This is a genomic window from Pseudomonas sp. ZY71 (assembly GCF_036542145.1).
GTDB classification, from domain to species: domain Bacteria; phylum Pseudomonadota; class Gammaproteobacteria; order Pseudomonadales; family Pseudomonadaceae; genus Aquipseudomonas; species Aquipseudomonas koreensis_A.
On record NZ_CP144274.1, the window covers coordinates 2,023,730 to 2,036,898 of the forward strand.

Sequence of the window (13,169 nt, forward strand, 5' to 3'; positions counted from 1 at the left end):
TCGGCACCTGGACCAGCTTGACCGACGTGAGACGCTTTGCCGAGAGTGTCCGGCTTAGTGGGTTCAGTGTAGAGCGGTAACCGGTGACAGCTTCAAGGCCATTTGCAGCATCCCGACCACGTCCGGTCCGTCTTCATTGATCCACGTCCCGTAGTGCTGACGGATCATGTTGCCGTTGGTATGGCCCATCTGTTCAGCGATCCAGTCGATCGACGCCACGCCGGTGGTCAGCAACTGACTGGCGTAGGTGTGCCGGCACTGCCCGGGGCCGCGATAGCGAACGCCGGCGGCGAGTAAGTGCGCCTTGAAGAAGCGATCGCGCACCACGAAGTCATTGGCATGCGGCAGACCAGTCTTGGTGTTCAAGAACACAAAGTGCAGTTTGTGTTTTCGCACCGTCTTGTTGTCCCGCTCGACCACCTCCACGGTTTCCGCTTTTCGGTGGCGGGTCAACGCATTGATCTGGCGCAGGGCGTCCCACGCCGGGGCCAGCAGGCGCACACGGCGCGTCGATCGGCGGGTTTTCGTTACCCGGTAGGCGCCGCGCACCTTGGACCGGCGAAAGGTCACAGTGCCTTGCGCCAGGTCGACATCCTCCCAGGCCAGGGCGATCGTCTCCGACACCCGTGGGCCTGCCCATAACATGAACTGCACCATTAGCAGTTCATGCGTGCGGCTGGTGGGGGTGTCGAGGATCTGTTTGATTTCCGCGCGGGTGAACGGGTCCGGGGCTTCCGGATCGGGCAGGCGCACCATCAACCCTTCAGTCGGGTCGTGCGCGACCTTCATCCGTGTGCGGTACAGACGGAACACCTGGCGCACATTGCTGATGATGTCGCGGATGGTCTTGTTCTTCAGGGTTTTCGACAGCGTATCCTGTATCCATTCCTGCAGGTCCAGGTGATCGATCTGGTTGATCTGGACCTTGCCCCAGCGAGGTCGCACGTGCACTTCGGCCTTGTTGGCGTACCCTCGGTAGCTAGAGGCCGCGACGCTGTTGGCCTTGATCTTCAACCACAGATCCAGGTAATGACCAAAGGTGTTTTCCACCAACCTGGGCGAGTTCGGAAAATGCCGGGCGTAATCGAAGGTGCCGGTCTGGATCTCGTATTCAATGATGTCGGCCAGGCGCTTGGCTTGGGCCACGGTAGCCGGCGTGTTGCTGCCCGGGACCGTTTCCCGGCATTTCTCCCCGTTGTATTGAAAATAGATTCTCACGGACTTGCCGCGAGCTTCGACCCCACTCATGTAAACCCCTAATGCTGTACTCGTATGTCGACAGTCTGACGATCGGAAACAAAAAGGCCCGTTTCCGGGCCAAGTATCTGCAAGCGCGTTTTCTGGTGGACGCGGCTTATGGTTTGGGCTTGTAGCCGCGTAGGTGGGCATTCAACAGCTGACGCCGCCGGCTGCAGACCTGGTGATTGCCCTGGGCGCGCCACTTGCCGCACTGGTCGCACACGCTGGTGTGATCCATGTTCCAGGGAAAGCGGCGCACCGGTGTTGCGGCAGGGTCATTGGTCATGGCGTGACGCTCCCCGAGTGGCCGGGGTGGCTAGCAGTTGGCTGATCACGGCGACATCCGTTTCGCTCAGGTCGCCCAAGGTGCTGGCCATCTGGCTGAGGCTTTCCAGGCGCGTTCGGGCTTCAGGGGTTTTATGCACCAGGTAGCCGATGACGGCGGCGCCGATGATCGCGGTCGCCACCAGGTGCCGCGCCGGTGTGGTAGCCTTCGTGCCGCTGCTGCTGGGGTTCTGTGCTTGCATGGTATGGTCCTCGTAAGTGGTCGGGTGTCGAGGAGCTGCAACTCCTCGGCACTGTTTTTAAGATCAGTCCTTTCGTGCCAGGTGGATCACCAGGCCGTCAAAATCCGGCTCATGCTCAACACATGATTGCCATTCCAGTACCCGCAAGATCTGTTGCCTGCTGCAGTCGTCCACGAGGATTTCGCGCTGGCCAGCGGCTGCCCGCACTTCCAGAATCTGCAGCAAACCTTCCTCTCCGTACGCACCGGCCTGAATGATCGGCGCGCTTTGGCCGGCGAAGTCCAGCCGGTCCTGGACTGACTGGAGCTTGTTGGTTCGGCCGTCGCCGGCATTGCCCATAAACACTTGAATCTGCATCGGTGTTGCTCTCCTTTACGCCTTGAATGTCCAGCACTTGACGGTGGTCGGCCGGGGTTGTGAAACGGGGTTGCGGTGGTTGAAGGCGGCGCGTACGGCGCTGTGCACGGCCTTGTTGCTGTCGAGGAATTTGCGCGATCGCGACTCTTTGAGCAGGTCGCGCAACGTGGCCACGTCGGCCAGCTTCTGTTTGTGTTCGGCGGCGCGCTCGCAGAATTCGTTGAGGTTGATGGCGATCACGGCCGGGTCACTGCTGTGGTCGACCACCGGGTCTTCGCTCAAGGATTCGAGGTAGTCGTAGACCTCCCAGAATTCGGCAACGGCCGGGTGGTCAGAACTGATCGAGGCCTGGCGCTCGATCGCCATACGGACGATTTGCCGTTGCGTGGCGGCGACTTGCGGATCACTCAATTTCAGCACCAGGCGCAGCGCGTCCAGTAGCGAGAGCAGTTGTGCGTGGTTCTTGCTGATCCGCTCTACGCGGATGTAGCCGCGCAGGTCATAACCGCAACTGCTGCAGTTGCCCTGGTCGCTGACATAGGCCGTGCTGCAGGCAAAACAGTGGGTGTGCAAGCGGCGCAGTTTGGCTTCGTGTTCGGGCATGCGCTGGGCGAACAGATCAAGCACAGCGGATTCTTTACCCACCGCCTTCAACAGAAAATGACTGAGGACGCCGCCGTCCAGTGCGTTCAACTGATCAGCGGCCGCACGGCTCTCCGGGGTCACGGTCGGGCGTACGAAGTGCAGTTTGACGATGCGCGTCATGATCGCTTCGTGGGCAATCACAGCCGCGTTCTGGCTGATGGCGATCGTTCCCCGAAAGGGCGGTTCGTACGTCTCGTTGCCCGCCGTCTTGACGCCTTTGGTGGCCAGCGTGCCGCCGCCGTAAAAGTCTTTCAGCTCATCCCATTCGAAGGTTTTCGCGTGTGCCCGATCGTCGCTATGGCGATCGGCTTCCAGAAACACCACCGGCATACCTGAGACTTGGCCCATCAGGCGCGAGCGTCCGGCCTTGGTCGATTTCATCGGGTCGAAGCCTTCATAGCCTTCGCGTCCGAGCAGTTTCCACAGCAGGTTGAGCAAAGTGGTTTTGCCGGCACCGGCTTCACCGGTGGCTTCCAGAAACGGGAAGGACTGGTAACGCGCGCGGATCTGTTCGCAGAACAGCGAGCCGAAAAAGAACACCAGCGCGACGAAGCCCTGGGCGCCGAAGCAGGTCCACAGCAACCGCACCCATTGCTCGTTGAAGTCTTTGCCGTCCCGCTGCAGCTTGATGGGGACACCTTTCTGCAGGGTTTTCAGGCGCAGCTTGCCGAACTCGAAATAGTCTTCGCTGTTGACCTTGTAGGTGGTGCCGTCCTTGATTGCGATATCGCCGTAGACGTAGCAGGCGTATTCCTTGCTGTAGCCCACATAGTCGATGGTCGACACGGTTTTGATGCCGAACAGTTGGTCTTTCATCAGCTTGTCGAGCTGCTGACCGCTGCCCGTGAACATGGCGCCGGCGGCCATGCCGAGCAGGCGCTTTTTGAATTCACTGGCGGCGGACAGCTGGCCGCTGGTGAACGTGTTTTTTACGCTTTCAGAGTCGTGAGGGAAGTCCACGCGCAGGTAATACCAGGACTCGTCGGTGACTTCGTTGCGCTGAAAGTACAAGGCTTGTGGGTAGCAGTTGGCAATCTCCACGACGCTACCGGACTGCTGCAGCGCCTTCTCGCGCTGTTGCGCCTGGTTGAGCAGCTGGTCGTCGTGGTTCTCGCTGTCCTCGATGTCGGACATGGCCCGGTTGAATTTCTCCATATCCAGCTTGAACCAGTACAGACGGCTGCCAAAGCCCAGGTGAAATTCCCCGCGCTTGTTCCAGTCGTACATGAGCAGGGCCTTTTCCGCTGCGCTTTCTGCCAGCAGCAGGGCGCCCTGGTGGCGGGCCTGTTTGAGGTCCGTTGCGATCTGTTCGGCGCGCTTGGTGTCGTCTTGAATAAAATTCCAGCGCTGGTGCAGGTCGTTCCAATCAGACTTGCGGCCGTCACGTTGCGGGATCTGTGCTGACTCGCAGACGAAACCCAGGGCACGGGCTTCGCGGACCCAGCGCCGGGTGTAGGCGTTGGCGCTCGGTTCGTTGTCCAGCGCCCATACCAACTTGGGCAGCTTGCCGCCCTCACGGGTTTTGATCAGCGCCTTGAGCGAGTCCCCGGGAAACGCGTTGGACGACATGGCCGAAACGGCCGCGATGTCGTTGTGGACCAAAGCGATGGCGTCGAAGATTCCCTCGACGATCCAGATTTCCTTGACCTCGAGCAGGTCGACGCAAGGTGGACACCACCAGACGCCGCGATAGCTGTCCTTGGATTTGAAGCGCGCCTTCATCTTGCCGAAACGATGCGGCTGATCGATCAGTCGTTCCCACCAGCCGCCTTTTTCCAGCGCAAAGCGCACCGTGGCGCTGCCGGCGTTGTGGTCGGGCGAGTAGAAGCTTTCCTGCGTGAACCAGCCCTGGATCAGTTCAAATCGAAAGCCCCGGGCGTATTCCAGATAAGCCCGTGCAGTGGCGTTGGGGTGCTGGTCCGTCGCCGGCGCACGCTTGCTCCAGTCCTCAAACAGATCGTCGTACAGCTCTTTTACGTGCAGGGTATGGCCGCACTTTTCCGGGCGACCACAGATCACCATCCATGGTGTATCGAATCGGGAATACAGCTCCTTTTTCTTGCACTTGGGGCAGGTGCCACCGCGCATGTAATCGGTGCCTACGCGGTGCTTCAGTCCGAAATCGAACTGGAGGCGTTGCAACACGTCGTGGCGGAGATCTTCTTTCATGATTACTTCACTGCTTTGAGGCTGAGGGAGAGGGCGGCCATCAGGCGTTTCTGGGCGGCCATCACCGGAGTTCTTTCGAGGATCGAGCTGTGCCGTTTTTCTTGCGGGACATACCGGTACTCATCCGCGTACCAGTAGTCGTTGAGGCTCAAGCGGTACTGCTCACGCATCGCAGCCAGAAGTGCTTCGGCCTCTGCAGGTGGCAGCTGGGTGGTCAGAATTACGGCGTTTCCCATCTTGAAACCTCGATTTCGGGCGCAGCTCACCCAAACCCACGGAGTGCGGGGCAGGCGTTTGTTTGAGGGGTGGTGTTACGAGTTGGCTAAGCGAAAGCGGCCAAGGTCCGGCGCGTTGATGATTCGCTCATAGATGAGGCTGACCGGTACGGCCCATTGTTGGCCGGTGACCGGATCAACGATCACGGTGTGCGTCGACGTGCTGCTCTGGACGTTCAGGCGTTGCCGATCGCGAACAGCGACCATAGTCGTGCCTGCCAGGTGAACGATCTTTTCAGCGACCTGCGTTTGCACGTCGTAGTCTGCAACCAAGTGTTGAACAGCCCGGCTGAAGAGTTGCTGATCGTCGCTCAGGTGTTCGCAGTGGTGACGCTCAAGAAACGCCAGTGCGGCGCTCTGCAGGACATCCTGGTATTCCGGTACTGCAGACAAATTGTTCATTGAGCCTTTCCTGCGCGGTAGAGAGCGATGGCAGCCAGCACTTCTGCGTGCCTTGCTGCTACGTGGAGGTTATGCGCGTCCATGATGAATTCGGCTTCTTCATCACTGATCGAACCGTCTTCAAGAGCGGCGGCAATTGCTTGATCAACACACCCTCGCTTTGCAGAAACCTGCACGGAGCGTTTGTAGAGTTCGACATTGTCGAGCGTTCCAGGATCAGCCACTGGTACGAACAGTCCCCCGTACATCGACGCGACGTAGTTGGGGAAATGGTGCGTCCCGCAATCCCGCTCCAGGATGAAAACTTGTGAGTCGCTGAGAGGACTGCAACCAGCATTTTCGTAGGCATGGTTGTCGAATTTTTTGAGCTTCAGACCCAAGCGCGCAGCAGCGGCTTCGCGTCCGCCGGCGTAACTGCGGATGATCTCGCTCATGACTTCTTTACGGGTATCTAGGATTGGACTTTTCAACTTCTACTTTTCCCTGTGGAGCGCCGCGATTACTGTTCGATCACACCGTCTTTGATGCCTAGCAACACGGCGGCGCGATGTGCCTCCCCTCGGCGACCTTTGATCCGACCGTTCAAAAGGTCGCTGACCAAATTTTTGTTCAGCCCGTGCTTGCGACTGAACTCCGCGATGCTTAGTCCCTTTCGATCGAGAGCCGCCCGGGCTTGCTCGTGCGTAATGGTGGCGGGCATAGTGTTCCCTCTGTTCATTTGTGTTTGTTTGCGTTTGTCTGTGGTGATTCTTGGTCAAAAAAATGATCAAGTCAGTGGTGGTGACTAAAAAAATGCTCATAGCGGATCGAGTAGGTGAACGCCTCAGGGAAGAGCGCGAGCGCTTGGGGTTAAATCAAACAGAGTTTGGAGTCCTACTGGGAGTCAGTAGGGGAACGCAAAAGAACTACGAACTGGGAGCCAGCTCCCTTGACCTTCGTTATGTCACGGCCCTGGAGGAGAAGGGGGTAGATGCGGCTTACGTGCTTACGGGACGTCATACGACACCATTGGGCCAACTTTTTAGCCCCTCGGAAGAACAGATGATCATGCAATTCAGGTCGATCCCTGATGATGATCAGAAGGCGATTCGCCGTTTCCTTGAAGCGATGGCCGACGACGCAGCCCGGCACCGGTCTTAACTCGCAACAATCCCGCACAGCCATTGGGGTATCTCTTATTCCAATGCAGTTGTGCCCCCCCCATAAAGTCCATTCAGCAATGCACTTTATGGAGTAGTTAGCATGTTGGATCGCAAGAAGAACGATCACCTCAACCTCGAATACGTCGGGTCGGAAACGACCGTACTCACGGACATCGAGCGTCGACTGGTCGATCTGTATCGCCGGCTGAGCCGTATTGAACAGCAACAGGTTCGTCGCGTGGCCGAGATACTGGCAATCAACCCAAAGGAGAAAGTAGAGGGCTGACCGTCATTCCTTGAATGATCCCAATCGCCGGCGCTATAGCGTTGGCGGTTGTACCTACGCCACCGCCTGCGATCCCAACTGCTCGAAAAGCTCCCGCTGCTTCGCTCGGGGCATTTCCCGCAAGCGATCGATCAACATCCGCTCGAATGTCTGCGATGACGGACTGAGCGTGTGCGAGAACGTCAGATTTGCCACCCATGTGTGCCCGCACTTTGCGTCCAGGCACTGGCAGTACAGTTTTACAAAAGCTCTGGTTACCTCTTCCCGCGAGGCAATCCGGCCCTTGTGTCCGCAATTGCATACAACTCTCATTGTGTCCCTCCCCAGGGGCAGCTGATCGCCACCATATTGCCACAATAAGTAGTGGCTTTCTCTCCGCTTTGTTATTCATGTAGTGGTATCCACTGCTTCAGGAGCAGGCTTCCAGCTAAAGCGCCTGTCTTCTCGCAGCTTGTCATTCAACTGGTTGAACAGCTGGCAGATCGGCCGGATTTCGTTGCTGGTGTACACGCGATCGATCTTTTCGATGTCCCCGAAACCACCGGTGTTTTCCGGAATGATGCCGGCCAGTGCCGGGTTCATGCGCCAGGCGGCGATAACGTCGTTTCGGGTGATGTTCTTCACCTTCTCCAGTTCGTCTTTCGCCTGGAAGTCACCCACGGGGATGATCTGGATAGCGTTTTCTTTGCCGTTGGGGATGTTGACGAACATCGAGCGGAAGTTGCCCACGCCCTTGCTGGCACTGATCTGTGCGCGCAGCTCGTCTTCGTCCTCCTCGGTCAGATCAGGATCGTTGGTGTAGAAGATGTAACCGGCGTGCGCGCCGTTGCTGTAGTACCGACGGCGGAAGAGGGTGGCCGCCTCATTGAGCAGCAGCGCCTGCAGACCGCCCAAGTAATCCGGGATCCCGTAAATATTCTGTTCCACGTCGTAGTCCAGGACGTGGGAAATCTCATGCTGTTCGAACTCCATTTCCTTGTTGTCGGGCAGCAGCATCACGAAACCGCCGTCGACCTTCACCCGCATGTTGATGGCCGGGAGGTGCTGCAGCTCCAGCACCTGGCCGAATGCATTGGTGTCGTTGTAGAAATACGATTCGCCAAACACCATGTAGTCCAGCCCGGCGCGCCCCATCGTCTCGGTGCTGCAGCCGGCCGAGGGGATGAATTCACGCAACAGCAGGTTGCGTTTGAATTTTGGTATGGCGCCGTGGTGCGCGTTGGCGCGCAGCAGCTTGGCCAGACCGGCCCGTGACACGGGAGGTTTGTAGATCTTGCCGTCGTCGCTGGGGAACACGCCCACGTACTCGCCGATGTTGCCGGACAGCACCTGTTCCGGCTCCCCGAACGTAAACGAGCGCATCGGTTGCTGCGTTGGTTGGGCTATGTGTTGCTTTCTGCGCTTGCGGTTGGCCATGGCTGCTCTGGTTACTCGTGACGTAGCGGCTGCGACGCCGCTTGTTGGTGTTCAAAGGTTCGTTGGACAGTGCGTGCATCACCGCCCAGGCAATGTCGGCGTGACCGGTGGCTTCGGTACGCGATGCGCTGTAGGTGATCTGGCCACTGTTGGTGGCGCCGCGCTTGATGGTCAGGAATGCCTGGGCGATATCGGTCCAGCCGGCGTCCCACTCGATGCGACTGCCTTGGATCGTGTCCTGGGCTTTGAGCACCAGAGCGTTTTTCGCCTCAAGGCTGTAGTGAATCGGTGTCGCCTTGGCGTAGAAGTCGCGCACCAGATCGAACACGCCGTAACCCACGCCGGTGACGTCAATCCCGATGTGCTGGACGTTGAAGCGCTCGGTCAGCTTTTTGACCTGTGCAGCCTGGTAAGTGAACGAGTGGCCACGCCAGCTGTGTTTCTCCAGAATCCGGAACTTCGCCCCGGGTTCGAGTGGCGGCGCGATGACCACACAGGTGGCGTCGTCGCGGGTGCGACTTGGGTCGTAGCCAAGCCAGACCGGGCTGTTGCCGAACGGTCGATCCAGATCCGGGTTGTAGTCCTCCCACAACGATAGATCCGAGTAGCAACGTTCCAGATCCTTGAGGCTGAATGCGCTTTGGGTGCTGTCGATGAATTTGCAGTAGAACAGTTGCTGAAATTTGTCTTCGTCGTACTCCAGCTGCAGCTGCTCCAAGTCGAACAGATCGCAACCGCCGGCGATCGCATCGTCCAGGGTGATCGTCTTGCGCCACTGCCCGTCCGGACACAGCGCGCCCTGTGTGTAGGCCGCTTCGCTCGGCCACACACCGCCGGCCTTCTTGCCGCGTTTGCTGTTGCGGAATTCATCGCCCGACCAGAATGGGTACGCCTGGTGCGACACGGCGCTGGGCGTCGAGAAATAGGTTTTGCGCCACTTCTTGTGTGTGCCCATGGCGCTGGCCACGGTGCTGAGTTTTTCGAAGTCGCGAATCCAGAAGTATTCGTCCACGTAGACGTGGCCGTGGTAGCCCTGGGCGGTGCTGCTGTTGGTGCTGAGAAAGCGCAGTTCGGCGCCGTTACTCAGTGTGATCGGGTTGCCCGTCAGCTCGATATCAAACCACTGCTTGGCGAACTGGATTATGTAACTGCGGAAGATCTCGGACTGCGATCGGCTGGCCGACAGAAACACCTGGTTGTCACCGCTCAGCACAGCGTCCATGAACGCTTCGCCGGCGAAGTAGTAAGTCAGACCGACCTGACGGCTCTTGAGTATGTTCCGGACACGGCGAGTCAGTGGGTTCTGTTTCGCCTCGAACAGCTCTTTCTGGTAGCCGTACATCTTCGAGATGAATTTATCGAGGAAGTCCAGTTCGGTCAGGCCACTGACGTCGTTTTTCGCCTTCTTTTCGCGCTTCTTGCCGCCGCCTTCGCCTCGTTCACGGCGTTGACCAGGCTGGCGTTCGCGAGGCTCGTCCGGGGCGTCCGACGGCGCAGCTTGTGCAGGCTTGGCCGCAAGTTTTTTCAGCCGTTCAAGCAGGCTTGTCAGCCGCTCCAGTTCGTCCAGTTCGGCTTTCGTCAGCGGATCGATCTTTTCCAGGATCAGGGTGATTCGCCGGTTGACCGCGCTCAACGGTTCTTCATCCGTCAGCATCTCGTCCCAGCCGCCTTGGCGGATCCAGTAATAGACGATTCGGATGTTGGGCAGCTTCAAATGTGCCTGTATTTCCTTCACCGAACAGCGGCGCAGGTAGAGGCGTTTTGCGGCTTCTTTAACTTCGGTTGGGTAGTTCATGGGCCGCAGTCTATGCGGCGAAAACCCCGGAAACGCGGGGTTAAATGCTGCGATCCGCCTATCTCTCGAAAATAGGAGAACCCTGAATTTCAACCGTTTGTTTGGCGGTAAACGGCTCCCTATCGTGGCGGCTCATTCAACGATTGAGCGCAGTCACCACTCATGCCCCGTTCCCTTGTCTCCTACTGGAAACGTGTAGCCACCAGCGGCCCGACCGTCGATGGCCGCGAGATCCTTCCCCAGGAACTGCGCGACATCGCCGAGACCTACACGCCGACTTTGTACACCGCTGTTATCTGGTGTGAACACGAACGCTGGTTCGGATCCCACGGAACGGTTTTCGCTGTGCGCCTGGTCGAGGAGGGCGACGATCTGGAGCCTGGCCAAGTCGCCCTTGAAGCGCAACTGAAGCCAAACGACAAGCTGCTGCGCCTGAACGACGCCGGCGAAAAGCTGTTCACCAGCATCGAGATCAAGCCGAATTTCCGGGGCCGTGGCAAAGCCTACATGACCGGTATCGCCGTCACCGACGAACCTGCCAGCGTCGGCACGCAGGAACTCTACTTCTCCAGTCGCACCAGCCGCGATGCTTACTACGCCGCATCTCAAGAACTCGGCCCTCTACGCGAAACCAAAGCGCAGGGCGAGATTGGTCGCCTTGTCGGCATGTTCACCCGCCTGTTCAAGCGTTTCGGCATTGACGACACCGCCGCCGAAACCACTCCGCAAACCCCAACCGAGAGCAAACCCCCAATGGATGAAGCTACCGCAACGGCTTTGAAAGCCCTGCTGGCCCAGCTGCTGGTCGTCGCTGCCGGCATTCAGGCCGTGATTGAGCCTGCTGCTGAAGACGCACCAGAACCCGATCAAGCCCCGATCGATGACGTCAGCGCGGCAGTCGACGAGATCGTCACCACCGCCGAAGAAGAACGCGAATTCAAGCGCAACGGCGGCAGTTCCAACAAAGCAGTGTTGGCAGCTCTGACCAGTCTGCAGCAACAGTTCACCACGCTGCAGAACACCAGCATCGGCCGTCAGTTGCCGCGTTCCACCGGCGCAGCCGACAAAACCAAAGCGCGGGTACTCTGACATGGCCCGTTCCCTGAGCGCCTACGGCGCCAAGATGTATGCAGCCATGCAACTTGCCATGGCCGAAACCTATGGTGTCGAGCTGTCCAGCAAGATGTTCAGCGTTGAGCCGTCCATCACCCAGGAACTGAACGACGCCATCACCGCCAAGTCGGACTTCCTTTCGCGCATCAACGTCATTGGCGTGAGCGAAATCAAGGGCGAGAAGGTGTTCATCGGTGTATCCGGCCCGGTGACTGGCCGTACTAATACCAAGACCACCGATCGCGAGGCGAAAGACGCTTCCGAGCTGGACAACACCACCTACGAACTGTCGTCTACCGAATCCGACGTGGGTCTGCCGTACGCAAAAATCGATGCTTGGGCCAAATTCCCGGACTTCCACCAACGCTACTCGGCTGCTGTGCAGAAACAGATCGCTCTGGACCGCATCATGGTTGGTTTCCACGGCCTGAAAGCCGCTGCGCAGACCGATATTGCCGCTTACCCAATGCTGCAGGACGTGAACAAAGGCTGGCTGCAACAACTGCGCGAGCAAGCCCCACAGCAGGTACTCAAGGAAGGCAAAACCGCTGGCAAAGTAATTCTGGGGCAGGGCGGTGATTACGCCAACCTGGACGCCCTGGTGCATGACACCAAGCAAATGGTGGACGAACGCCTGCGCGATGGCGGCGACCTGATCGCCATTATCGGCACCGACCTGTTAGCGGCTGACAAGGCAAAGCTGTACGCCAAGCAGGGTGATACACCAACCGAGAAAGAGCGCATCGAGGACGCTCAGGTGATCGCTACTTATGGTGGTCTGCCAAGCTTTAGCGTGCCGTTCTTCCCGGTTAACGGCGTGCTGGTTACCAGTTGGGACAACCTGTCGATCTACTTCCAGGACTCCAGCTGGCGCAAGCAAACCGTAGACAACCCGAAACGCTCCCGTGTCGAGGATTACAACAGCCGCAACGAAGGCTACGTGATCGAGCAGCTGGAAAAGATCGCGTTTACTGAAAACGTTGAGTTGGCCGCATGAGCCTGGCCCTTGCCCACAAGCGCCGTACTTTGGCACAGGGAACTGCTGCAGTAATCGCTGCAGCCGCCGCACCGCTGGCGTATTCGCCGGCGGAAGCCCTGAGCAGCCCGGCCAACGCGAAAAAGCACCTGCTGCTGATGGAAGCCTCTCTGGATCAGGATCTGCAGCGCCTTAGCGATATCAAGGGTCTCGCTGGGCGTCAGGCACTCAAGCGCGAGGAGCTGTTGCCCAAGTACCAGGATTTCATTCAGCGCTACATGGACTCGGGTCTGGTGATGCCGAACCGCGTTCTGGTGCAGGTGATGGTCTGGCTGTTCGACACCGAGCAGTTCGAAGACGGCCTGGCACTCGCGGACTTTGCGATCGGGCAGGGCCAGGAGATGCCCGAGCGGTTTAAGCGCCGCGACGTGCAAACCTTCGTTGCGGACGCAATGATCGATTGGGCTTACGCCGAATACAACGCGCAACGCAGCCCGGAGCCGTACCTGTCCGATCTGCTGCCGCGTGTCGACGGTGAATGGGAGCTGACCGAACAGATCCCGAGCAAGTACCACAAGTTGATCGGCATGCGCGCCATGGAGGCCGAGCAGTGGGAAACCGCGCTCCAGCATCTGGAACGCTCCACCGAGCTGTACGCGAAAGCCGGCAATGAGACGCGCATTGCGAAGTGCCGCAAGGCGATCGCCAAACAACCCCCCGCCGTGACCGGCGCCCAATAACCGACTACCCCCCCCAGCGGGGAACTGTGGACGTGTGTCTGCCATTCATGGCCAGCCCCACGAAAAACAGTCTCCCCGCCCTATTCG

At 58.7% G+C, this 13,169-nt stretch carries 17 protein-coding genes; 5 read left to right on the top strand and 12 right to left on the bottom strand.

Translation table 11 applies throughout. The annotated features are described in order from the left end of the window. Positions 1-63: 63 nt before the first annotated feature. The 9 genes from VY732_RS09065 to VY732_RS09105 form a co-directional block, all read right to left on the bottom strand. Entirely contained in the window at positions 64-1,248 is a 1,185-nt protein-coding gene (locus VY732_RS09065; RefSeq protein ID WP_331695215.1) for an Arm DNA-binding domain-containing protein, read from the bottom strand. Positions 1,249-1,354: 106 nt separating this feature from the next. Then, positions 1,355-1,525, bottom strand: a complete 171-nt coding sequence (locus VY732_RS09070; RefSeq protein WP_331695216.1) for a hypothetical protein — start codon at positions 1,523-1,525, stop codon at positions 1,355-1,357. Further along, on the bottom strand, positions 1,515-1,766 hold the full coding sequence (locus VY732_RS09075; protein WP_180699815.1) for a hypothetical protein: 252 nt from the start codon (positions 1,764-1,766) through the stop codon (positions 1,515-1,517). Before VY732_RS09075 ends, VY732_RS09070 begins: the two co-directional genes overlap by 11 nt. 63 nt (positions 1,767-1,829) lie before the next feature. Further along, entirely contained in the window at positions 1,830-2,123 is a 294-nt protein-coding gene (locus tag VY732_RS09080; protein WP_331695217.1) for a hypothetical protein, read from the bottom strand. Positions 2,124-2,138: 15 nt separating this feature from the next. Beyond that, entirely contained in the window at positions 2,139-4,937 is a 2,799-nt protein-coding gene (locus VY732_RS09085; protein WP_331695218.1) for a toprim domain-containing protein, read from the bottom strand. A 2-nt stretch (positions 4,938-4,939) separates the two neighbouring features. Next, positions 4,940-5,173: a hypothetical protein gene (locus VY732_RS09090; protein WP_064392761.1), complete on the bottom strand. Its 234-nt coding sequence runs from the start codon at positions 5,171-5,173 to the stop codon at positions 4,940-4,942. Positions 5,174-5,248: 75 nt separating this feature from the next. Beyond that, entirely contained in the window at positions 5,249-5,614 is a 366-nt protein-coding gene (locus VY732_RS09095; protein WP_331695219.1) for a hypothetical protein, read from the bottom strand. Then, complete coding sequence (locus VY732_RS09100; protein WP_331695220.1) at positions 5,611-6,084, bottom strand: YmfL family putative regulatory protein; 474 nt, start codon at positions 6,082-6,084, stop codon at positions 5,611-5,613. Before VY732_RS09100 ends, VY732_RS09095 begins: the two co-directional genes overlap by 4 nt. Before the next feature lie 29 nt (positions 6,085-6,113). Beyond that, on the bottom strand, positions 6,114-6,314 hold the full coding sequence (locus VY732_RS09105) for a DNA-binding protein (protein WP_095050509.1): 201 nt from the start codon (positions 6,312-6,314) through the stop codon (positions 6,114-6,116). Between the two features lie 92 nt (positions 6,315-6,406). Between VY732_RS09105 and VY732_RS09110 the strand changes: the two genes are divergently transcribed. Both VY732_RS09110 and VY732_RS09115 read left to right on the top strand, forming a co-directional pair. Next, a complete protein-coding gene (locus tag VY732_RS09110; protein ID WP_331695849.1) occupies positions 6,407-6,754 on the top strand; it encodes a helix-turn-helix domain-containing protein in 348 nt (115 codons plus the stop codon). 102 nt (positions 6,755-6,856) lie between these two features. After that, positions 6,857-7,042, top strand: a complete 186-nt coding sequence (locus VY732_RS09115; RefSeq protein ID WP_331695221.1) for a hypothetical protein — start codon at positions 6,857-6,859, stop codon at positions 7,040-7,042. Between the two features lie 54 nt (positions 7,043-7,096). Here VY732_RS09115 and VY732_RS09120 read toward each other — a convergent pair whose 3' ends face one another. The 3 genes from VY732_RS09120 to VY732_RS09130 form a co-directional block, all read right to left on the bottom strand. After that, positions 7,097-7,354: an ogr/Delta-like zinc finger family protein gene (locus VY732_RS09120; protein ID WP_064392752.1), complete on the bottom strand. Its 258-nt coding sequence runs from the start codon at positions 7,352-7,354 to the stop codon at positions 7,097-7,099. A 75-nt stretch (positions 7,355-7,429) separates the two neighbouring features. Beyond that, positions 7,430-8,299 carry a phage portal protein gene (locus tag VY732_RS09125; RefSeq protein ID WP_177409286.1) on the bottom strand — a complete coding sequence of 290 codons (870 nt, stop codon included), beginning with the start codon at positions 8,297-8,299 and terminating at the stop codon, positions 7,430-7,432. Beyond that, positions 8,211-10,253: a terminase large subunit domain-containing protein gene (locus VY732_RS09130; protein WP_331695222.1), complete on the bottom strand. Its 2,043-nt coding sequence runs from the start codon at positions 10,251-10,253 to the stop codon at positions 8,211-8,213. The genes VY732_RS09125 and VY732_RS09130 overlap by 89 nt, the downstream gene beginning before the upstream one ends. Positions 10,254-10,415: 162 nt before the next feature. Between VY732_RS09130 and VY732_RS09135 the strand changes: the two genes are divergently transcribed. Genes VY732_RS09135 through gpM form a run of 3 tightly spaced genes read left to right on the top strand, consistent with a single transcriptional unit; the run spans position 10,416 to position 13,082 of the window. Then, complete coding sequence (locus VY732_RS09135; protein WP_331695223.1) at positions 10,416-11,342, top strand: GPO family capsid scaffolding protein; 927 nt, start codon at positions 10,416-10,418, stop codon at positions 11,340-11,342. 1 nt (position 11,343) lies between these two features. Continuing rightward, positions 11,344-12,363: a phage major capsid protein, P2 family gene (locus VY732_RS09140; protein ID WP_064392744.1), complete on the top strand. Its 1,020-nt coding sequence runs from the start codon at positions 11,344-11,346 to the stop codon at positions 12,361-12,363. Further along, entirely contained in the window at positions 12,360-13,082 is a 723-nt protein-coding gene (gpM, locus tag VY732_RS09145; RefSeq protein WP_331695224.1) for a phage terminase small subunit, read from the top strand. Before VY732_RS09140 ends, gpM begins: the two co-directional genes overlap by 4 nt. The last annotated feature ends 87 nt before the right edge of the window (positions 13,083-13,169 follow it).

Bases quoted from the DNA above. Each gene is read 5' to 3' on its own strand.
- VY732_RS09065 (WP_331695215.1), bottom strand. From the start codon at position 1,248: ATGAGTGGGGTCGAAGCTCGCGGCAAGTCCGTGAGAATCTATTTTCAA.
- VY732_RS09070 (WP_331695216.1), bottom strand. From the start codon at position 1,525: ATGACCAATGACCCTGCCGCAACACCGGTGCGCCGCTTTCCCTGGAAC.
- VY732_RS09075 (WP_180699815.1), bottom strand. From the start codon at position 1,766: ATGCAAGCACAGAACCCCAGCAGCAGCGGCACGAAGGCTACCACACCG.
- VY732_RS09080 (WP_331695217.1), bottom strand. From the start codon at position 2,123: ATGCAGATTCAAGTGTTTATGGGCAATGCCGGCGACGGCCGAACCAAC.
- VY732_RS09085 (WP_331695218.1), bottom strand. From the start codon at position 4,937: ATGAAAGAAGATCTCCGCCACGACGTGTTGCAACGCCTCCAGTTCGAT.
- VY732_RS09090 (WP_064392761.1), bottom strand. From the start codon at position 5,173: ATGGGAAACGCCGTAATTCTGACCACCCAGCTGCCACCTGCAGAGGCC.
- VY732_RS09095 (WP_331695219.1), bottom strand. From the start codon at position 5,614: ATGAACAATTTGTCTGCAGTACCGGAATACCAGGATGTCCTGCAGAGC.
- VY732_RS09105 (WP_095050509.1), bottom strand. From the start codon at position 6,314: ATGCCCGCCACCATTACGCACGAGCAAGCCCGGGCGGCTCTCGATCGA.
- VY732_RS09110 (WP_331695849.1), top strand. From the start codon at position 6,407: ATGCTCATAGCGGATCGAGTAGGTGAACGCCTCAGGGAAGAGCGCGAG.
- VY732_RS09115 (WP_331695221.1), top strand. From the start codon at position 6,857: ATGTTGGATCGCAAGAAGAACGATCACCTCAACCTCGAATACGTCGGG.
- VY732_RS09120 (WP_064392752.1), bottom strand. From the start codon at position 7,354: ATGAGAGTTGTATGCAATTGCGGACACAAGGGCCGGATTGCCTCGCGG.
- VY732_RS09130 (WP_331695222.1), bottom strand. From the start codon at position 10,253: ATGAACTACCCAACCGAAGTTAAAGAAGCCGCAAAACGCCTCTACCTG.
- VY732_RS09135 (WP_331695223.1), top strand. From the start codon at position 10,416: ATGCCCCGTTCCCTTGTCTCCTACTGGAAACGTGTAGCCACCAGCGGC.
- VY732_RS09140 (WP_064392744.1), top strand. From the start codon at position 11,344: ATGGCCCGTTCCCTGAGCGCCTACGGCGCCAAGATGTATGCAGCCATG.
- gpM (WP_331695224.1), top strand. From the start codon at position 12,360: ATGAGCCTGGCCCTTGCCCACAAGCGCCGTACTTTGGCACAGGGAACT.